The 20,887-nt window shown below is 38.5% G+C and carries 21 protein-coding genes; 12 read left to right on the forward strand and 9 right to left on the reverse strand.

What is annotated here, in order from left to right:
- Window positions 1-5 precede the first annotated feature (5 nt).
- Both K5G00_RS16495 and K5G00_RS16500 read right to left on the reverse strand, forming a co-directional pair.
- Window positions 6-2,138 carry a TonB-dependent receptor gene (locus K5G00_RS16495; protein ID WP_238767287.1) on the reverse strand — a complete coding sequence of 711 codons (2,133 nt, stop codon included), beginning with the start codon at window positions 2,136-2,138 and terminating at the stop codon, window positions 6-8.
- A 155-nt stretch (window positions 2,139-2,293) separates the two neighbouring features.
- Window positions 2,294-3,211 carry a hypothetical protein gene (locus K5G00_RS16500; RefSeq protein ID WP_238767288.1) on the reverse strand — a complete coding sequence of 306 codons (918 nt, stop codon included), beginning with the start codon at window positions 3,209-3,211 and terminating at the stop codon, window positions 2,294-2,296.
- A 219-nt stretch (window positions 3,212-3,430) separates the two neighbouring features.
- Here K5G00_RS16500 and gpmI point away from each other — a divergent pair, with 219 nt between their 5' ends.
- The 4 genes from gpmI to K5G00_RS16520 all read left to right on the forward strand — a co-directional run bounded on the left by gpmI (window position 3,431) and on the right by K5G00_RS16520 (window position 6,189).
- Window positions 3,431-4,960 carry a 2,3-bisphosphoglycerate-independent phosphoglycerate mutase gene (gene gpmI, locus K5G00_RS16505; RefSeq protein WP_238767289.1) on the forward strand — a complete coding sequence of 510 codons (1,530 nt, stop codon included), beginning with the start codon at window positions 3,431-3,433 and terminating at the stop codon, window positions 4,958-4,960.
- 63 nt (window positions 4,961-5,023) lie between these two features.
- Window positions 5,024-5,614 (forward strand): DUF3109 family protein, encoded by a 591-nt coding sequence (locus K5G00_RS16510; RefSeq protein ID WP_238767290.1) that lies wholly within the window; start codon window positions 5,024-5,026, stop codon window positions 5,612-5,614.
- Between the two features lie 56 nt (window positions 5,615-5,670).
- Window positions 5,671-5,901, forward strand: a complete 231-nt coding sequence (locus tag K5G00_RS16515) for a hypothetical protein (RefSeq protein WP_238767291.1) — start codon at window positions 5,671-5,673, stop codon at window positions 5,899-5,901.
- Window positions 5,902-5,970: 69 nt separating this feature from the next.
- Window positions 5,971-6,189 (forward strand): hypothetical protein, encoded by a 219-nt coding sequence (locus K5G00_RS16520; RefSeq protein ID WP_238767292.1) that lies wholly within the window; start codon window positions 5,971-5,973, stop codon window positions 6,187-6,189.
- Here the strand turns inward: K5G00_RS16520 and K5G00_RS16525 are convergent.
- From K5G00_RS16525 to K5G00_RS16540, 4 genes are all read right to left on the reverse strand, one after another.
- Window positions 6,176-6,703, reverse strand: coding sequence for a GNAT family N-acetyltransferase (locus K5G00_RS16525; protein WP_238767293.1), 528 nt, complete (start codon window positions 6,701-6,703; stop codon window positions 6,176-6,178). The two genes, K5G00_RS16520 and K5G00_RS16525, sit on opposite strands and share 14 nt — an antisense overlap.
- A 5-nt stretch (window positions 6,704-6,708) precedes the next feature.
- Entirely contained in the window at window positions 6,709-8,607 is a 1,899-nt protein-coding gene (locus K5G00_RS16530) for a sulfatase-like hydrolase/transferase (RefSeq protein WP_238767294.1), read from the reverse strand.
- A 93-nt stretch (window positions 8,608-8,700) separates the two neighbouring features.
- On the reverse strand, window positions 8,701-9,090 hold the full coding sequence (locus K5G00_RS16535; RefSeq protein WP_238767295.1) for a VOC family protein: 390 nt from the start codon (window positions 9,088-9,090) through the stop codon (window positions 8,701-8,703).
- A 115-nt stretch (window positions 9,091-9,205) separates the two neighbouring features.
- Complete coding sequence (locus K5G00_RS16540; protein WP_238767296.1) at window positions 9,206-9,877, reverse strand: HD domain-containing protein; 672 nt, start codon at window positions 9,875-9,877, stop codon at window positions 9,206-9,208.
- Between the two features lie 222 nt (window positions 9,878-10,099).
- On the opposite strand from K5G00_RS16540, the gene K5G00_RS16545 reads away from it, so the two are divergent.
- The 6 genes from K5G00_RS16545 to K5G00_RS16565 all read left to right on the forward strand — a co-directional run bounded on the left by K5G00_RS16545 (window position 10,100) and on the right by K5G00_RS16565 (window position 16,428).
- On the forward strand, window positions 10,100-11,764 hold the full coding sequence (locus K5G00_RS16545; RefSeq protein WP_238767297.1) for an AMP-binding protein: 1,665 nt from the start codon (window positions 10,100-10,102) through the stop codon (window positions 11,762-11,764).
- 111 nt (window positions 11,765-11,875) lie between these two features.
- Window positions 11,876-13,045 (forward strand): AIR synthase related protein, encoded by a 1,170-nt coding sequence (locus K5G00_RS16550; RefSeq protein WP_238767298.1) that lies wholly within the window; start codon window positions 11,876-11,878, stop codon window positions 13,043-13,045.
- A 35-nt stretch (window positions 13,046-13,080) separates the two neighbouring features.
- Window positions 13,081-13,209: a GIY-YIG nuclease family protein gene (locus tag K5G00_RS30220; protein ID WP_394800869.1), complete on the forward strand. Its 129-nt coding sequence runs from the start codon at window positions 13,081-13,083 to the stop codon at window positions 13,207-13,209.
- Window positions 13,210-13,414: 205 nt separating this feature from the next.
- Complete coding sequence (gene prfA, locus K5G00_RS16555) at window positions 13,415-14,500, forward strand: peptide chain release factor 1 (RefSeq protein WP_238767299.1); 1,086 nt, start codon at window positions 13,415-13,417, stop codon at window positions 14,498-14,500.
- An 81-nt stretch (window positions 14,501-14,581) separates the two neighbouring features.
- Window positions 14,582-15,415 (forward strand): orotidine-5'-phosphate decarboxylase, encoded by an 834-nt coding sequence (gene pyrF, locus K5G00_RS16560; RefSeq protein ID WP_238767300.1) that lies wholly within the window; start codon window positions 14,582-14,584, stop codon window positions 15,413-15,415.
- Between the two features lie 20 nt (window positions 15,416-15,435).
- Window positions 15,436-16,428: a zinc-binding dehydrogenase gene (locus K5G00_RS16565; RefSeq protein WP_238767301.1), complete on the forward strand. Its 993-nt coding sequence runs from the start codon at window positions 15,436-15,438 to the stop codon at window positions 16,426-16,428.
- Window positions 16,429-16,432: 4 nt separating this feature from the next.
- Here the strand turns inward: K5G00_RS16565 and K5G00_RS16570 are convergent, their stop codons facing one another.
- The 3 genes from K5G00_RS16570 to K5G00_RS16580 form a co-directional block, all read right to left on the reverse strand.
- A complete protein-coding gene (locus K5G00_RS16570; RefSeq protein WP_238767302.1) occupies window positions 16,433-16,873 on the reverse strand; it encodes a hypothetical protein in 441 nt (146 codons plus the stop codon).
- Between the two features lie 13 nt (window positions 16,874-16,886).
- On the reverse strand, window positions 16,887-17,042 hold the full coding sequence (locus tag K5G00_RS16575) for a hypothetical protein (protein ID WP_238767303.1): 156 nt from the start codon (window positions 17,040-17,042) through the stop codon (window positions 16,887-16,889).
- 98 nt (window positions 17,043-17,140) lie between these two features.
- Window positions 17,141-17,959, reverse strand: coding sequence for a hypothetical protein (locus K5G00_RS16580; protein WP_238767304.1), 819 nt, complete (start codon window positions 17,957-17,959; stop codon window positions 17,141-17,143).
- 130 nt (window positions 17,960-18,089) lie between these two features.
- Between K5G00_RS16580 and K5G00_RS16585 the strand changes: the two genes are divergently transcribed.
- Entirely contained in the window at window positions 18,090-19,550 is a 1,461-nt protein-coding gene (locus tag K5G00_RS16585; protein ID WP_238767305.1) for a sulfatase family protein, read from the forward strand.
- Window positions 19,551-19,887: 337 nt separating this feature from the next.
- Complete coding sequence (locus tag K5G00_RS16590; RefSeq protein WP_238767306.1) at window positions 19,888-20,874, forward strand: ABC transporter substrate-binding protein; 987 nt, start codon at window positions 19,888-19,890, stop codon at window positions 20,872-20,874.
- Window positions 20,875-20,887 lie beyond the last annotated feature (13 nt).

Below are 20,887 nucleotides of genomic sequence, written 5' to 3' on the forward strand. Positions count from 1 at the left end.
AATGATTAAAAATTCAGAAACAGCCCAATAAAAACCATTCGTTTTAAATCGCGTTTTACCGGAATCATTGTGTAGTTTCCCTGCGCATCCGATAGATTTGATGGACGATAGCTCAAGGTATTATCATTTCCCAAAACATTATTAACCGAACAGTAAAGAACCGAATACTGATCCCCGATATAAAAAACGTGGCTCAGGTTTAAGCTCAAGTCGGAATACGGTTTTGTCTTTTCCGCCATAAACTCATCCGAATTTATATTGTTATAAGGCCGGCCACTCGCAGCGGTGAACGAAAGACCAACCTGGGTATTGATTTGATTCACCCAGTACTTGCCAACAAATGAAAAATTATGATCCGACACAAACCAGGGCGTTACTTTCTCAGAATAATTTTGGTATTTTCTTTTTGTATCTATGTATGAATACGTTATCCAGTAATCAAAACCTTTGATTGATTTAAGGTCGCGCCAGAAAATATCAATCCCTCCGGCATAACCGGTTCCGCTGTTTCGGATATTGGAAATCTGATATTCGTTATCTCCGCTGTAAGTAACCAACTGGTTGTAGGTTTTGTAATAAACTTCAGCGCGAAACAAACGTTTTGATATATCGCCAAACTGGTAACTTAAAATATAATGATATGCCCTTTCAAAATCGAGCCTTGTTTGCCAGCGAAGATAATCAGTCTGCGGAGTTTGATGATACAAGCCCCAGGCACCGGAAACCTGAGCTTCTTTACCGGTTTTTAATGCAACAGCAAATCGTGGCGCAAAATTCCATTTATTTATTACAGATGAATATTCAGAACGAATTCCGGGTCGGATGGCAAGCTTTTTACTGAATTTAATCTCACTTTCAATAAAACCTCCAAGCAGGTGATCATCAAAATCCAGTTTCGAAGACGCGCTTTCAAACGGTTTGTATTCCAAATCGTATTTATTATACGTTTCATTTGCTCCCCATGTAATTTTCACACCATCTGAAACATCGTGAAATACAGAAAAACGCGTTTCCACATTCATTTCCAACGTTTGTATATTGTCAAAATCCAAGCCCAATTTGTTGTTCTGAATAGTTGACGAAACCCCAATTTTATAGCAACTTTTATCCGAAAAACAGTCGCGGTAGGAAAGATTAGAGTAGACGGTTGTTCCATTGTTGGAAATTCGCATTAACTCATCAGGTTTAGCAGCAGGAACAAAATACGAAAGATTGCCCCAATCGGTAGTTACATATCCTTTGAACATCCCACGTGAGCTGGTTTTGTGCCGGAATACAGCAGTTCCGTTTACTGCCTGAACCGGGTTTTCCCAGTCGATACTGCTGTTAAAAACCTTATCGTATGCCGAAAGGTTGGTATAGCCCCCCGACAACATTAGCGACGACTTTGTCCAGCGTTTGGTTTTGTTCACTTCTCCACCAATACTCATTATAGAGAGCCCTGTATTATCATTTTCGGCAAGGTCGTTGGAATTCAAAACCAGAACTGACGAGAGCGCCTGTCCGTATTCAGCTGAATATCCACCGGAATTAAATGAAACGCCGCTAAACAGCGAAGGAGCGAACCGCCCGCGGGTAGCCACATCAGGTGTTTTTGAAAAATATGGTTTTGCTGCAACAAGACCGTCAATGTATGTTTGTGTTTCATAAACATCACCGCCACGCACCAGCAAACGTCCGTCGTCGGAAGCAGCCTGATTTCCTGGCATGGTTTTCATGGCTGCCATTATATCGCCATTTGCAGTTGGTGTTGTATACACATCGAGCGATTTCATAACTGAAGCCCTCGATTCATCGGAAGCGGCAAAACTTCCGGCTGTAATCGTAACCGCATCAAGGGTATTTACACTTTCTTTTAAAATTATTTCAACATAAATATCTTCTGAAAGATCAACTTCTTTTTCCCAGCTTTTGTAGCCAATAAAAGTGGCTTTCAAAAGAAAAATACCCTTTTCGTCTGTTGAAAATGAAAAATCTCCGTTCTCACCGGAACTGGCACCATCGTATGTGTTTTCCAAAAAAATATTTACTCCGGGAAGTGCTTCTCCGTTTTCTGATTTTACATACCCGTTGATTTTGGTTTGACCACTTATTAAAAGAGAAAAAGAAATAAAAAAAATGGATAAAATTGTTTTCATGGCTTTGAAATTTATTTTGTAAAGTTCTGTTTTCATTTTCCGTTTGAATTGTTCATTCTTGCGAATCTTTTAATTCAAATTTCAGATGAAAACACAGCCTGTAAAAAACAATTCTACCGAACTGTAATTTTTTAGCGATGAATTGTAAAAGAGGTTCAATTAAGACTTATATCGCCTTCAATATATTTGTTTCCCAACCAAATTCGTCCGTCTGATTTCTTCCATTCACCAGCATCGACATTCGCCCCGGGAAAGGAAAAATAAAAGTGAACATTTCCGCTCGGTAAATCTGAAAAACCACCCCGGGAGATTGTTCTGGTTATCGATTTTCCCGGAACCAGTTTATAATACCAATTGCTTCTGATTTCCGGAGATGAAATACTTTCACTCTGCGAATAGTAACTAACATTATCTTTACGAAATGAAACCCCGTTTGTATAATAATGGAATCTCCCCTCGCCCATTTTGCTGGGGTCTAAAACGTAAATACTTTCTATATCGTTGTTTGTTATACGAATGGTGTATTCAAGTGTAGTTGCGTTTTTCTTTTTTAGCTTAGTTAGCTCAACATCTATTCCTTCGTGCAAAATCCCGGAACTTTCCAATGCCTCCCTGAAATGCTGAAAATTGGCACTTGTATCCACCGCCGAAGAAAAATTGATTCCACCTAAGCCGATAACATCTTGTGGATAAAAAAAGTCATCGTGTGCAACAATACTTGGAAATTGCGGCATAAATGACCAGTATACTGCAAAAAACACACCCAGGAGAAGAGGTGTATCACCGTCTTTTATTACAAAATAATTTCCCGAATATTGTCCTTTTTCCTTTTCTGTATTCAAATAAAAAATGTGAGATGACCAATCGTAAAATTCAATCTCCGAACTCTTTAACCATGGTGTACTCTCTAATTCCAACGACTCTAAATCCTCGTTTGGCTGAGAGCTGTCAACCTCCCCATCCTTAACAATATAAATAGAAATGTTGTTATCTCCGGTATTACGAAAATCGACATCCTCGTCAATACATGAAATAAAAAGCGGAAGCAAAAAGAACAGGAAGATTTTTTTCATGGTTTAGTTTTTCACGTTTTTAAACAGACGAAGTTGGCTATTATTTGGTTGCGTTTTTAGCTATTTAATTTTTAAAAAAGATTGATAACATGTTTTCGCAAAATTAGCCGAAAGAATTTGTTAAATCCTTTGTTTCATCCATTTGTTATTTCTTAAATGGATGGAAAAAAGATACTTTTGTCTGTTCTTTAAAAAGTAATATAATAAAACAACAATATTATGGCTGAAATACAAAAGACATTATTAATGATCCTTGACGGATGGGGGATTGGCGATGGTTCAAAAAGTGATATCGTTGCAACTGCCCCAACACCGTTTATGGATTCTGCAAAAGAGAAATATCCAAATGCACAATTATTAACTTCGGGAGAAAATGTTGGTCTTCCCGACGGACAAATGGGGAACTCTGAAGTAGGCCATCTAAACATCGGGGCAGGCCGTGTTCTATACCAGGACATGGTAAAAATAACAAAGGCAATCCGTGATAAATCGTTGTGGGAACATCCTCAAATTATTAAAGCCTACACTTACGCAAAAGAAAACAATAAAAAAGTTCATCTTCTTGGATTAATCGGGCCCGGTGGAGTCCATGCTTTGAGTTCGCATATGGTGGCATTGGCACAAATTGCAACTGATATGGGTTTGGAAGATATCTTTATCCACGGGTTAACAGATGGACGCGATACAGATCCTCGTTCAGGGTATGGTTTCATTGAGTCGGATCTGGAGGCTTTGAAACCAACAAATGCAAAATTTGCTTCATTGATTGGCCGATACTACGGAATGGATCGTGATAAAAACTATGACCGTTTAAAACTGGCATATGATTTATATATTGAAGGAAAAGGCGAGAAATCATCTAACATTTTAGCTTCTATTCAGGCATCATATGATAACGGTGTCACTGATGAATTTATGAAACCCATAGTAATGGTAGATGAAAACGAAGAGCCGATTGCGAAAATAGAAGAAGGCGACGTGGTAATTTGTTTTAACTTCCGCACCGATCGTTTGCGCCAGACGACCATTGCATTTACTCAAGAAAATCTTCCTGATTATGGCATGAAAACCATGAATCTGCAGTGGTACACCATGACCAACTACAAAGCTGACTTTAAAGGAATTAATGTTATTTTCGATAAAGAAAATGTTGTAAATACGATGGGAGAGATTGTTTCGAAAGCCGGGTTAAAACAAATCCGAATTGCCGAAACAGAAAAATATGCCCACGTTACTTTCTTTTTTAGTGGAGGCCGAGAAGATGAATTTGAAGGAGAAAGCCGAATTTTAATTCAATCACCCAAAGTTCCTACTTATGATTTACAGCCGGAAATGTCGGCACCCAAAATAAAAGATGCCATTGTTCCCAAATTAAAAAACGGGGAAGCTGATTTTGTTTGCCTTAATTTTGCCAATGGTGATATGGTGGGACACACAGGAGTTTACGATGCCATTTACAAAGCGGTAACCGCTGTTGATCAATGCGCTAAAGAAGTTGTTGAAGCAGCTATTGAAGGGGGATTTAATGTGATGATTATAGCGGACCACGGAAATGCTGACAATGCAGTAAACGCTGATGGCTCGGAAAACACAGCCCATTCTCTTAACCCGGTTCCCTGTGTTTTTATCAGCGACAAAAAAGATATTCAAATTGAAAACGGCATATTAGCCGACGTAGCTCCCACCCTTCTTTCTGTAATGGGATTGGAAATACCAAAAGAAATGACAGGAAAAGTATTAGTAAAATAAAATACTTTTTAAATTTTTGTGCAAATTGAGAGTTCTTATTAAAAGAGCTCTCAATTTGTTTTAATGAATAAAAACAGAATGATTGAAATTGGCCGTACACTAATTAGCCTCGACGTTTTTGAGAAACACTTTCTCTGCGACCTTTTAAAGTGCAAGGGAGCATGTTGCATCGAAGGTGATTCCGGCGCCCCGCTGACAGAGGAGGAAGCAGGAACTATCGAAAAAGATTACGCGGCTTACCGGGCTTACCTCCCCAAAAAGCACATCAGAGAAATTGAGAAACAAGGTTTCTCGGTTATAGACAGTGATGGCGACCTGGTAACTCCTCTCGTAAACAACCGGCAATGTGCTTATTCATTTTACGATGGCAATGGAATTTTGAAATGTAGCATCGAAAAAGCGTATTTTGAAAGAAAAACAACATTCAGAAAACCTGTCTCCTGCCACCTCTTTCCTATTCGAATAACAGAATATAAAAGATTTGATGCTGTTAATTATCAGGAACTCGACATTTGTAAACCAGGGAGACAGTGCGGTTCTTCAAATCAATTGCCACTTTATAAATTCTTAAAAGAACCTCTTATCAGAAAATACGGAGAAGAATGGTATAACGAAGTTGAAATTGCTGCAAAGCACCTGCAGGAGGGGACTTAGTACCTCTTCAAAAACTATCCTGCATCATACCGAAAAGAACAACAAAATTTTACCCCATGCCCCAAAATATATTATTTATATTTCTTTCGATACTCTTCCCTGTAATTTCATTTAGTCGTTTAAGGTTGGTCAATATAACAGGAAATGCAACATTTAATCGTCTCCTGTATAATGTCAGCGAAGCTGGAGAAGAATTCGTCTCCTCGCTCGAAAATGAATCTGATTTATGTCTCGACATTAAATATTCAAACATTGGGGACAAATGGTTGAATCCCAACAGAAAATAGAAAATCAGTGTTCAAAAAAACAGATATAAACTGGCCCCTGACATTGTAATCGAAACAAGAAGAACAGGAATGAGAAGCAGGTCGTGGCAAAGCCATGGCGTGGTAAATATCCGTTACGGGACAAGCTACCGGTCAATAACCAATAATCCTGTATATTTTTTCAGAGGCAAAACCGAAATTCTTAATATCCTCATAAGCATCAGAATAAGTGGCATTTCATTATATCGTGGAGCACAGGATTTTGAAACAAATATTATTATTACAGTTATGACGACTAATTGTCCTTAAACACCCTGAAAATAAAAACAGGAGCACCTTTAAACACAGCATCTTTCTCAAACTCCATTTTATTGTTTTTGGCAACCTCCATCGAAGCAATATTTTCCTTATGAACAATAGAAATCAAAGAGTCAGCAAAATCTCTCTTAAATGCAAATTCTCTGCATTCGTTTGATGCCTCGGTTGCATACCCCATCCTCCAAAATTTGGGATGAATTGAATACCCTATCTCCATTTCCAAAATACCGTCAACTTCCTGTACTAAAAGACCACACATTCCAATCCGCTCACCTGTAATTTTATCGACCAGAACATTATGCCCTCCTGTATTTTCTCTGTATCTTTCAAAAACCTTATCGAACCAAAAACGACAAAATTCTTCCGGATTTAAGTTCTCTGTAAAATCAAAATAACGGGTAGCTTCTTTATCCGAAGTAAATTCCAGCCACCATTCAAAATCAGTTTCCTCTAGATTCCGATAAAGCAAACGTTTCGATTCCTGTCCGGTTAGTAAATATTTCATTAATATTACCAGTTAAAAACCAAATCGTATTTAAGCGGATCCAGCCCCCATTTTTCAAATAATCCTCGGGCTGCACGCAAATCATAACGATTACGATCCATATCGGGCATCCTTTTTATCATAGCAATCACTCCGTCTATCATTTCCGGACTTGAATCTTCTGTTCCGTCAATGGCATTTAAAGCATAACAACGCGCAAAAGGATTCCCGTCTTCAAGAATTTCAATCAATGCTTTTTTGCCTTTCTCTTTTTCTCCCAGTTTGTAAAGTGCCTCTGCCGCTGCAACAACAACATTTGGAGATTCATCTGTTAGTGCATCTTCCAGGTCTTGCTTTGCTGAAGCAGCTTTTTCACCTAAAATCAATAATCCGGTTGCTCCCCAATACCGAACTGCGCTTTCATCATCTTTTAGATATGAAACCATCAAATCCACGTTCTCGGGTTTTCCGTGTGTTGCCGTTTCTGCCACCTCAATAAGTTTCTCCAGATTAACACTGCCATCTCTCATATAATCATAAAACGGCTCTTCTTCTGCCCGTTCAATCCGATCGGCTTCAGGAATAAATCCGGTATCTTCAATCCGCAACATCCAATCCTTGTTTGCTACTCTCATTCTATCTAAAACGTCCTTATAAGAAGGATCCTTTGCCAAATTATTTACTTCCCAAGGATCGTTCTCTGTATCGTACAATTCCTCCGCCGGTTTTGGTTCCCAGAAAACACTCTGCACTTGGTTACATTCACCGTCTTTGTATGCCCGCTCCCATGAGCCAATTGAAGGAGCACGCCATAAATATTCCAGATGCTGGCCATAAATCCGGTACGGCATGTAATTGCGAATATATCTGAATTTTTCATCCCGAACAGCCCTGCTCATATCATAGCGTTCGTCCATTCTTCCACGAAACATAAAAGCATATTCCGGATCTTTTGTTTTTTGCTCTCCCAAAAAAGCATCTCCCTGAAGGTAATCAGGTATTTCAATTCCGGCGATGCTAAGCAAAGTCGGGACAAGGTCAACAAAACTTACCAAACGGTCTACTTTCGCCCCCGGCTTGCTTTCAGGAAACAGATATTTATATTTTTCAGGGATACGAACAATAAATGGAACCCGTGTTCCCGATTCGTAAACGTATCTTTTGCTGCGCGCAAGCACACCACCATGATCGCCGTAATAAAAAACAATGGTATTATCAGCGAGGCCGGCATCTTCAAGCTCCTGTAGCCATTCTCCAATCTGAGCATCCATATCTTCAACCTTATCATAATATTGTGCCCAATCATGTCTCATTTCAGGAGTGTCAGGATGGTAAGGAGGCAGTTTTACGTCTTCAGGTTTGTGCCTCAGGTATTCGTTGGAAATCCACTTATGGATTGAACTTTCGTGTGAAATCGTAGTATTAAAGACTGCAAAAAACGGTTGCCCGGGTGCCCGATTCTTATAGTGAGCCTCCCTGCTGCATTCATTCCAAATTTCATCCGGGTTTATCGATGTCGTATTATAATCAGTTTTAACGTTATTGGTACAGTAATATCCTACTTCCCGCAAAAACTCGGGATATGTTTTTACTGTCTCCGATTTAGGATAATAACTCCGCATGTGCTGATTGCCATTTGAACAAGCGTAAACTCCTGTAATTATTGTATTTCGTGCAGGTGCACAAACTGGTGCATTTGCATATGCATGTGTATACAAAAACCCCTCCGACGCTAATTTATCCAGATTTGGAGTTGTAGCAAACTCATCTCCATAACATCCCGCAAAGGGGCTATTATCCTCACTTGTCAGCCACAAAATATTTGGCAATTCCCGGGGTGCCTTCTCCTTACAACTTATAAAAAAAATAAAGGTTAAAAAAGAGAATAACAAAGTTGATTTTTTCGAAAAATAGTGAAGTCTCATTGGTTAAGATTTTAGTTGAATCCCAAAAGTAACAAAACAACGGCTGCTTTTTCCGTTTCGGGGAAAATAATATTCAACAAAAACATTAAAGTTTCAGGCCACGATCTCAACCCTGTTTCCATCCGGGTCTAAAATGACACTTTCGTAGTGTCCGTCGCCTGTTGTCCGGGGTTTACTCACAACTTTAAATCCATCTTCCCTGAGCATACTCGTGAGTTTATTTACATCAGTTCTGGAATTCACTTTTATGGCAAAATGAATTAAACCGGAGAATTGTTTTATCGGGTCATTTTTTGATTTTGGAATGCCGGGCATTTCCATGATCTCCAAGCGGCAATCACCGTCAAAAGAAAGAAAATAGGAACGGTATCCTTTGGAATGATTATAATAAATCTCGTTTGAAGATGCATCGAAATAATGCATGTAAAAACTACGCATTCCTTCTAGGTTACTGGTCCATAACGCAATGTGTTCTATTTTCATATTATCTGTTTTTGTTAAGAAACGTTTTAAAACCAAAAGACTTTCTATTGTTGTAACCAATCATTTTCCATATTCAAAATTAAGAAACAAACATCATATTATTTATTCTAATTCTTTAAAAAATATTATCCCATTCAGAAAAAAACTGAAGAAGAAATTTTTCCATAAACTCGTGTCTGTTTTGGGCTATTTTTCTGGCTGTTTTAGTATTTAATCTGTTTTTAAGTAACAACAGTTTTTCGTAAAAATGATTGATAGTTGGAGCCGTGTTGTTTTTATACGCGTCAAAACTATTATGTCTAACCGGCTTTATTCCGGGATCGTAAATAATGCGGTTTTTATTTCCTCCGTAAGCAAAAGTGCGCGCAATCCCAATAGCTCCAATGGCATCAAGCCGGTCTGCATCTTGTACAATTTTGGCCTCTATTGTTGTTGTTCTTGTTTCAACACCTGCCCCTTTAAACGAAACCTCGCCAATTACCCGAAGAATTCTTGTCCGTTCTTCATTTTTAACGCCAACTTTTTCAAGCCAGCTTTCAGCTTTGCCTGTTTCTTCGCCACCGTTTAACTTCCAGTCATCCAGATCATGTAAAAGAGCTGAAAGTTCAATAACAAACTTTTCGCCTCCTTCCAACTCTGAAATTTTAAGCGCCAGATTGTATACCCTGTAAATATGCCACCAATCGTGCCCGGAACTATCTTTTTCAGAAATACTCTGGACATAATTGGCTGTTTGAGTAATTATATTTTTCTGATCTTCATTCATATTGATGCGAAATATAGTCATTCCCCGGCCATTTTAATTTCATAAAAAATGTTAATTCCTGCTCCGCACCAATCAAAAATCTGTTTTCCAGCCAGCTATACGTATATCGAAAAGTGGATATAAATGCTTTCGAAAGAATTGTTCATAGTTTTTTTACTATTTTTGCTCACTGAACAAAGCAGATTAGGAAACTGTTTTTTTATTGACAGTACAAGTTAAAAGTTTTAATAGTAGTAAATTAGAATGGTGAACAAATCGAAACTTACTTTACCTTCATTAATCAATGAATCGGTAGAAAGATATTCCGAGAACACCTCGATTGTTTTTGCAGGCGAGAAAGGCTACACCTACAAACAATTGGGTGAGGATATCAACCTGGTCGCCGATTTTTTAACAGAATTAGGAATCTCCAAAGGTGATAAAGTAGCTATTTTGAGTACCAATATGCCTAACTGGGGTGTTGCTTTTTTTGCCATTTCAGTGGTTGGCGCTGTTGCTGTACCCATTTTACCCGATTTTCATGAAAATGAAATAAAATCGATCCTACAGCATTCTGAAGCCAAAATTCTTTTTGTTGCAGGAGGATTATACAAACATATAAACAGCGATGCAGCTCAATCTCTTCAAAAAATAGTCTTGTTGGATAAATTTGCTATTATTCCCAAAGAAACACCGGCAGAACATTTGTATTCATTATCCAGTTCTCTTCCGGTTATTCCAAAAAAACAAGAAAGAATAAATGTAGAAGAAGAAGATCTGGCAACAATAATTTATACTTCGGGGACAACGGGAAACTCAAAAGGCGTTATGTTAACACATAGAAACCTGGCCTGGACAACGCAACAGTGTTATTCACTGTATCAGGTTAAATCAAAAGATCGTTTCCTTTCTATTTTGCCCTTGTCTCACACACTTGAAAATACAGTAGGATTTTTACTACCAATCAAGTACGGTGCGTCGATCCATTATTTACGAAAAGCTCCTGTTCCGTCGGTTTTACTTCCGGCATTTGAAAAAGTAAAGCCAACAATCATGCTTTCCGTTCCGTTAATTATCGAAAAAGTTTTTAGAGCAAGGATATTACCTGAATTACAAAAAAGTCCGATAACAAAATTTCTTTATTCGGTTCCTCCCACACGTAAATTATTACACAGAATCGCTGCTAAGAAACTCCATAAAACTTTTGGCGGCCATTTACATTTTTTCGGGATAGGAGGTTCCAAGCTCGATCCTACAGTTGAAAGGTTTCTCAACGAAGGAAAATTCCCTTACGCAATTGGGTATGGTTTAACAGAAACTTCTCCACTTTTAGCTGGTGCCGTTGTTGGAAAAACAAAAATAGGCTCAACCGGAGTAGCTGTTGAAGGAGTAAAACTAAGAATTGCGGATGCTGATGCGGCTACAGGAGAAGGAGAGATCCAGGCAAAAGGGCCAAATGTAATGAAAGGATATTATAAAGCACCGGAAATTACAGAAGAAGTTTTTACTGAAGATGGATGGTTCAGAACCGGCGACCGGGGTTGTTTTGATAAAAACAATATGCTTTACATTAAGGGGCGCATTAAAACGATGATTGTAGGTGCCAGCGGAGAGAATATTTACCCGGAGGAAATTGAATCGGTCATCAATAAAATGCGTTATGTATTGGAATCTCTGGTTGTAGAAAAGAAAGGCAAACTTGTTGCAATGATTCATCTGAATATGGAAGAGGTTGAGCAGAATTTTAAACATCTGAAAGCTGAAGCTCAACAATATATTCATATCAGATCAGAAGAAATATTAAAAGAGATACAGAAAAAAGTGAATGAGGAAGTAAATAAATTCTCAAGAATCCAACAAGTTGTATTACAACCCATTCCTTTTGAAAAGACACCAACAAAAAAAATAAAGCGTTTTTTATACGCTTAGCTTAAAAATACAAATTACAAAAATGGAAGGTCAAAACGATGGCTTTCCATTTTTGTGTTTTAAGGTGAATATAAAATATTAATTTTGCAGCCATAAATCCGAATTAATCGAATGGTAACTGAATCAAGATATAGCGCCAGAGGAGTTTCAGCGTCAAAAGAAGATGTGCACGAAGCAATAAAAAATGTGGATAAAGGACTGTTTCCAAAAGCCTTTTGTAAAATCGTACCCGATATTTTGGGTGGCAATTCGGAATGGTGCAATATTATGCATGCCGACGGTGCCGGAACAAAATCATCGCTGGCCTACATGTACTGGAAAGAAACAGGAGATCTTTCTGTTTGGAAAGGTATTGCTCAGGATGCTTTAATTATGAATGTTGACGACCTGCTTTGCGTGGGGGCTACCGATAATATTTTAGTTTCGTCAACCATTGGCAGAAATAAAAACAATATCCCGGGCGAAGTAATTGCGGCAATTATAAATGGCACAGAAGAATTGCTTGCCACGCTCCGCGACATGGGAATAAGTATTTATTCAACAGGGGGTGAAACAGCCGATGTTGGCGATTTGGTGAGAACAATTATCGTTGATTCAACCGTAACCTGCAGAATGAAGCAGGAAGACGTAATTTCTGCCGATAAAATCTCAGCCGGCAACGTAATCGTCGGACTTTCTTCTTCTGGGCAGGCAAGTTATGAGACTGAGTACAACGGCGGAATGGGTAGTAACGGATTAACCTCGGCCCGCCACGATGTTTTTGCAAATTATCTGGCGAAAAAATATCCTGAAAGTTTTGATCCGGAAGTACCTTCCGATTTGGTCTATTCCGGGAAAATGAAGCTTACTGAAAAGATTGAAGGTCTAGGTATTGATGCCGGAAAGCTGGTTTTGTCTCCAACCCGAACCTATGCTCCTGTAATCAAAAAAATTCTTGATCAATTCAGAAATCAAATTTCAGGAATGATACACTGTTCCGGTGGTGCGCAAACAAAAGTGCTTCACTTTGTTGATAATGTACATGTAATTAAGGACAATATGTTTCCGGTTCCTCCACTTTTCAAAATGATTCAGGAACAATCGGGAACTGACTGGAAGGAAATGTATAAAGTATTTAACATGGGACACCGTTTCGAAATTTATACAGACACTCGTACTGCAGAAGAAATAATTTCAATATCAAAATCATTTAATATTGAAGCTCAAATTATTGGCAGAACTGAACCCTCCAAGGGGAAGAAGCTTACCATAAATTCTGGAGAAGGGACCTATTTTTATTAGCTCATTCCCACGAAAGAGAGAACCTCATTTTACTTATGGCAAACTTCTGTGTTTACATATTAGTAAACAAGAAAGATGGAGTTTTGAATACAGGTTTAACAAATGAACTTGAAAGACAAATTGGAGAACACAAAAACAAAATATTAAAAGGGATTACTTTCTAAATACAATGTCGATAAATTAATATATTTTGAAGAATTTAACACATATGGAGAAGCTTTTAAAAGAGAAGAAAGATTAAAGAAATGAAACAGAAACTGGAAAATTAATTCAATTGAAAAAGAAAATCCAAACTGGTTAGATTTATCGGCAGAATGGCAATAAAAAAAATTCCCGCCTGCGCGGGAATGATGAAAGGAAAAAATAAAAATGGCACAATACGCATTACTTGAAAAATTTGAATCGATAAAACACCGCTACGAAGAGGTGGAACAATTAATTACCGACCCGGAAATAATTGCCGACATGAAACGGTACGTAAAGCTAAACCAGGAATACAAAACACTGCAAAAACTGGTTGCGAAATTCCAGGAATATAAAAACCTGGTAGATAATATTGAATCGGGCCGAGAAATTCTTGCTGAGGAAAGCGATGAAGAAATGCGCGAGATGGCGCGCGAAGAAATAGAATCCTCGGAGGAGATGATTCCTCAAAAAGAACAGGAAATAAAAATGTTACTTGTTCCGGCAGATCCGGAAGACAGCAAAAATGCAATTCTGGAAATCAGAGCCGGAACAGGTGGTGATGAAGCCAGTATTTTTGCCGGCGACCTTTATCGCATGTACACCAAATTCTGCGAGAAAAAAGGCTGGCGAATGGAAATAACAAACGTAAACGAAGGTACTGCCGGAGGTTTTAAGGAAATTGTAGCCAATGTTACAGGAGAGGGAGTGTACGGAATTCTCAAATATGAGTCAGGTGTGCACCGGGTTCAACGTGTACCTCAAACAGAAACTCAGGGACGTGTACACACTTCGGCAGCAACAGTGGCAGTTTTGCCCGAAGCCGATGAGTTTGATGTGGAGTTAAAGAATGAAGATATCCGCCGTGATGAATTTTGTTCTTCTGGTCCCGGAGGTCAGTCGGTAAATACTACCTATTCGGCCATTCGCTTAACCCATATCCCAACGGGAATTGTGGTAACTTGTCAGGATCAGAAATCAAAACTCAAAAACCTCGACAAAGCGATGACTGAACTTCGAACCCGATTGTATAATATGGAATACCAGAAGTACATCGACGAGATTTCTTCAAAGCGTAAAACCATGGTTTCCACCGGCGACCGTTCTGCCAAAATACGTACATACAACTGGCCGCAAGGTCGCGTTACAGACCACCGGATTAATTTGACATTATATAACCTGCAAGCAATCATCAACGGCGAAATCGACGAAATAATTGAAAAACTGATGATTGAAGAAAATGCAGAAAAACTAAAAGAAGCTGAGATTTAATAATCATTCCCGGCTAGCCGGGAATCTCAATATTTGATACCAACAGATTCCTTTTTTTACGGGAATGACAAAAGACAAACGATGAACAAAGATCAACTTTTCGAACAAATTCAAAAAAAAAGAAGTTTCCTTTGTGTAGGACTGGACACCGATATTCTTAAAATTCCAAAACATTTAAAAGACACTTCTGACCCCATCTTTTCGTTCAACAAGGAAATTATTGACGCTACTGCAGAATTTTCGGTGGCTTACAAACCCAACTTAGCGTTTTATGAAAGCCTTGGATGGCAAGGCTGGGAAAGTCTGGAAAAAACAGTTCATTATGTTCGGGAAAAACATCCTGATATTTTTCTGATTGCGGATGCAAAACGTGGCGACATTGGAAACACATCGAATTTATATGCCCGGGCTTTTTTTGATAAACTCGATTTTGATGCGATTACTGTGGCTCCGTACATGGGAGAAGACTCGGTGAAACCATTTATGGCTTATCTTGACAAATGGGTAATTCTACTGGCCCTTACTTCAAACAAAGGTGCTTTTGATTTTCAATTTTTGAAAGATGAAAGGTCGGGAGACCAATTGTTTGAGTCCGTTTTAAAAACCTCGCAAAATTGGGGAAACGATGAAAATATGATGTATGTTGTTGGAGCCACAAAAGCTGAAAAATTACAAGAAATTCGCGAAATTGTTCCCAATCATTTTTTGTTGGTTCCGGGAGTTGGGGCACAGGGAGGCAGCTTGCAGGAAGTCGCGAAAAACGGAATGAACAACAAGTGCGGGCTTTTGGTTAATTCTTCAAGGGGAATAATTTATGCCTCATCAGAAACCGATTTTGCAGAAAAAGCAGGCGAAGCTGCACAAAAAGTACAACGGGAAATGGAAATACTTTTATCAGAATCGAAACTAATTTAAGGATATTAAAAATGGGTAAAATGAAAGCTGCTGTTCTACCCGAAGCCGGACAGCCGCTCAAGATTTTGGAAATAGACATACCCAAACCTGGTCCGGGAGAAGTGTTAATAAAAATGCATGCCTCTCCTATCAATCCCTCTGATTTAGCCTTTATGGGCGGAGGGTACGGAATTCAAAAAAAATATCCGGTGGCTCCCGGATTTGAAGGCAGTGGAACAGTGGTGGAGGCAGGAAAAGGTTTTCTTCCAAAACTATGGAATGGAAAGAAAGTTTCTTGTGCTGCTTCTCCAAAATACAATGGCTGCTGGGCTGAATATATGGTAACATCAGCCAATATGTGTGTTCCGGTTTCAAAAAAAATAAACATGGAACAAGCATCCATGATGTTTGTAAACCCGATGACAGCACTTGCCTTTTTTGATATTTTTAAAAAGCTGCCAAATTTAGAAAAAGAAAAAAGAGGCATTATTAATACTGCTGCAGCAAGCGCCCTCGGCAAAATGATAATCAAGCTAGGAAAAAAATACAAGATCCCGGTAATATCAGTGGTAAGAAGACAGGAGCAAGTGGGTATGCTAAAAGCTGAAGGAGCCGAGTTTGTTGTAAATAGCTCTGATGTGGATTTCGAATCCCAACTAAAAAAAATTTCCCATAAACTTAATGCTACCGTAATTTTCGATGCCGTTGGAGGCAGCCTGGTCCAAAAACTGCTGGATGCGGCTCCCCGGGGTGCTCACTTGTTTATTTATGGCAGGCTCGACCCGGATATTTGTGAAATACTGCCCGGAAATTTAATTTTTTCGGGGAATCATATTCATGGCTTCTGGTTAACGGAATACCTGGAAAACAAAAACTTTTTTCATTCTCTAAAAACCACCCGTAAAATCCAGTCACTGATTGGCAATGAATTATCCACGCAGGTAAACAAAACTTTTCCGATTGAAAAAATATCAGAAGCAATTGAAACATATAAAAATAATATGAGTTCGGGTAAAGTACTGCTCCGCTTTTAATAAATCATTCACTGACAAAAAAGGTTGTCACTGTTCCCGGCGGCGCTTCGTAAAGCAACTTACCTTCTACTACCTCATATATCCCAATTTCAGTATATTTCTCCGATTCTGCTTCATTAGTCCGGAACGCCTTAAACGCTGATGCTTGAGTACCTGATATGGCGATAATACAGGGTTTATTCCATTTATCACTCATATTTATAATTACAAAAGCGTCGGTCTCCGCAGAACTTTCTTTACCAAATGCAATTACAGGAACCTGGCTTTCATTAGATGTCGTGCGGCAAACCACAGCTCCTGGTTGTCCGGCACGGGTTATCTGTTTATAAAAATAATATCCGCGACGGACTTCGTATGTATCGTCCTCATACACTATAAAAGCCGAGTCTGCCTTTTTTGTTTCATCCAGTAAGCTAAAACCGCCGTACTCCTGCTGGAAACTCATTATAATCCGGTGTTTATGCGGTTTCAACATAGTTAAATCCAACCCCAGCCCAGTCTCTTATTTTATGATCAAATTTTCCACGTATGTCTACTCCCTTTATTTCCGGATACTGGGCAAAAACTGAAACAAATACAAATATTGAAGAAGTAAGTAGAATAAACTTTTTCATCGGTTTAGTTTTAAGTCGAATACCTGAAATTTACGAATTCAACAGCTCAAAAAAAAGAATCTGTCGCTAAAGAATTAGGGTAAAACTGGTTGTAAACACTATTGATAAATAAACTCAAAAGTATCACTTCTTTTCACCGGATATCCTTCCGAATTGTATTCGTATTCATACTCTGTAATCTGCACTGGCTCTATATAATCGTCAACTTCGAAATGAATTGTATATGTTTCTTTTACAATGTTGTTCAGGTTGGTATTTCGCCCCGGAATCATCAATCCACGAAAACAATAATAGGGATTATGTTTGTCGTCAAACTCATATTCTGTTGTGGTTCGCAGCTCGTTATTGTCTTTCGACAACATGTTATACCGTTCAGTTTTTACCAGGTTGCCCTCAGCATCATAATGGTATTCATCGTACGATGAAGGCCTATTATTGGAGTAAAATGTTCTCCGGTTTATCCTCCCTTTCGTGTTGTAACTGTAAGTTAAAAAAGAGGTATAACTGTTTTTCACCCGAAACGTTTCAGATCTCTCCAACTGTCCTGAACGATCATAATAAAGTATTGAATACGAATCTCTTTCTGTATTTTCCGGACTCACCCATTCTGTCCGATTCATTGCCTCTTCCAAAACATAAGAACTACTGCTTGCAATTCTTTCGTCCCAGTAATTATCGGAGTGCACCAGTTGGTTAGAGCTGTTATATTTATGTTTTGAATAATGAAATTTACTTTTCTCTTCAAGCACAAAACCAGCGTCATTATACGTGTACGTGTAATAGGTTTCCCCACTAATTTTCACCTCTTTTAACAAAGTTCCGTCACCCGAAAAACCAGGTCTGAGAACAGGTTCTTTTTCACACGATAAAAGAAAAAGAAATACAATGGGGCTCAGAAGTACTTGTATTTGTTTCATCGGTAGTTAGATTTAAGTTATTTATCAGATGTTTAAAATAATAAAAAGGTTGCTTAATAAAAGGCAGTTTAATAAAATGAAAGCACTATTTTTATAGTTACAATTGAATAAACCAAATAAACTATCTGTTATGAAATCCATGCTTTCTGTTTTAGCCACCACCCTTTTTTTAGCTTTATTTTCCTGTACAACGCAACAAACCGGGGAAAAAGAAAACGCCGGTTCTCCCAATTTCGTTTTGGTTTTTATCGACGATATGGGTTATGGCGACATTGGTGTTTATGGTGCGACAGGGTTTAAAACGCCAAACCTCGACAAAATGGCTGCAGAAGAAATGCGCTTTACCAATTTTTATGCAGCGCAACCGGTTTGCAGTGCTTCCCGTGCCGGAATTCTGACAGGCTGCTATCCTAATCGAATCGGAATTTCAGGAGCTTTGTTTCCCTACGACAATATTGGAATTAATCCAAATGAAACTACAATTGCTGAAATGTTAAAAGCCAAAGGCTATTCGACAGCAATTTTTGGCAAATGGCATTTGGGGCATCATAAAAAATTTCTGCCGCTGCAAAATGGGTTTGATGAGTATGTTGGACTGCCTTACTCCAACGATATGTGGCCACTTGATAATGTAGGTCAACCACTGCCGGAGGGGCACAACAGAAATTCCTTCCCCGACCTTCCTTTGATAGAAGGAAATGAACCGATAGATTTTATTACTTCGTTACAAAAACAAGATACGCTTACAACGCTTTATACGGAAAAAGCAGTTGACTTTATTAACCGAAATGCCGACAAACCTTTCTTTTTATATATTCCACACAGTATGGGCCACATTCCACTTGGAGTTTCAGACAAATTCAGAGGAAAAACGGAAAAAGGAAAATACGGCGATGTGATGGAAGAAATAGACTGGAGTGTGGGTCAAATTGAAAATGCGTTGAAAGCCAATGGAATTTCAGAAAACACAATTTTTATTTTTACAACCGACAACGGGCCCTGGTTAAACTTTGGAAATCACGGTGGTTCTGCCGGAGGATTGCGTGAAGGAAAAACCACCAGTTGGGAAGGAGGACAACGTGTACCGTTTATTATAAAATGGCCGGGACATGCTCCTGCGGGAACCATCTGCAATAAACTGGCTTGTGCAATCGACATTCTTCCGAGTTTTGCGAAACTGGCCAATGCCAGTTTACCTCAATTAAAAATTGACGGAGTGGATATTACGACACTGTGGCAGGGAAATTTTGACGCCGAACCTCGTAAAGACATCCTGTTCTACTATGGGAAGAACAATTTAAATGCTGTTCGGAAAGGAAACTGGAAATTGGTGCTTCCTCATACCTGGGCTTCATATGATGCCAAACCCGGACAAGATGGATATGGCGGCCCAAGAATTAGAAAAACAGTGGAAAGCCCGGAATTGTACAACATGATGCGCGACCCGGGAGAACAATTTAATGTAATTGAATATTACCCTGAAAAAGCGAAGGAAATTATGGAACTTGTGGAAAACACACGCGCTGAACTTGGTGATCTAAATGTTGGGACTGAAAAAGGCAATGGTTCCAGAGAAATTGGAAGAGATTGATACTATTTTAAACAAAAAACCAAAATAAAGCAATGGGAATCATGCCAGCTAATGTATCAGTTTTGCCTTTTCTACTCTTCCTTTTTTTCTTAATAGTTATAAATAAATTTCTGTGTTTATAATTAGCTTGGAGTATGATTAGTGCCATTCACCTTCGGAGCAAATTCAATAAAAAACCCGGAAATAAGAAATTCATTAAATATTTGGAGTACTGGTCCACATACAACTGGTTTTATTTTCATATAAAAAAACAACATGGTCGGTTGGATTTACAAAAAAAATCGAAGCGAACAAACAAACTAATGTTATTTTTAAATTACTCGGGAACTAATACCAAATGACAAAAATAAATTTATACAGATACGTTATTATTACAGGTTTAATTTGCCTTTTTAATCTCCTAAAATTAAATGCCCAGGAAAAAATAACATTTATTCCACAATGGCTTCCTCAGGCGCAATTTGCCGGATATTATGCAGCTCTTGATCAAGGTTTTTATAGCGAGGCAGGACTGGAGCTTACAATTATTCATCCGTTGGCCAATATTTCATCTTTTGAATATTTAAAAAACGGAAAAGCAGATGTAGTTTCAGCTTTTTTAATGGATGGAATCAAACAACGGGAAAAGGGTACCCCGCTGGTAAATATTGCTCAGCTCTCACAGCACTCTGCCTTAATGATGGTTGTTAAAAAAGAAAGCGGGATTAATCAGATAAGAGATCTTCATCATAAAAAACTGGGGATATGGAGCAGTGGATTTGATGATATTCCGCTGGCATTTATGAACGAAAATAATTATGAAATTAAACTGATCCGTATTTTAAACACGGTTAATCTTTTTTTGATGAACGGTGTTGATGCCCAAGCTGTAATGTATTACAACGAGTACGACCAGATTATAAACAGCGGAATAAATGAAGATGAGTTAAACACTTTTTTCTTTGCCGATTATGGTTTTGATATTCCCGAAGATGGTCTTTACTGTTTGGAAGAAACACTGGTAAACAAAAGAGAAGTTTTGAAAAAGTTCATTTCTGCTACTTTTAAAGGATGGGATTATGTTACCCGGAATAAAGATTACGCCATTGATTTGGTTGTGGAAGAAATGAATAAAGCCCATTTACCCAACAATACGGCTCATCAACGATGGATGCTGGATAAAATTCTGGAATTGATGAAACCGGGCAAAAAAAATGTAAAAAAAGGACACCTGCTCGAACAGGATTATTACAGGGCACTAAGTGTATTTGGTTCTATAAAACCCGATTATTGCAAACAGATCTTACACCTGGAGAATTTTCACCAACCACTTTTAAACGAATAAGCAAATCCCGGAG

Source organism: Maribellus maritimus (genome assembly GCF_022267315.1).
GTDB classification, from domain to species: Bacteria; Bacteroidota; Bacteroidia; order Bacteroidales; family Prolixibacteraceae; genus Draconibacterium; species Draconibacterium maritimum.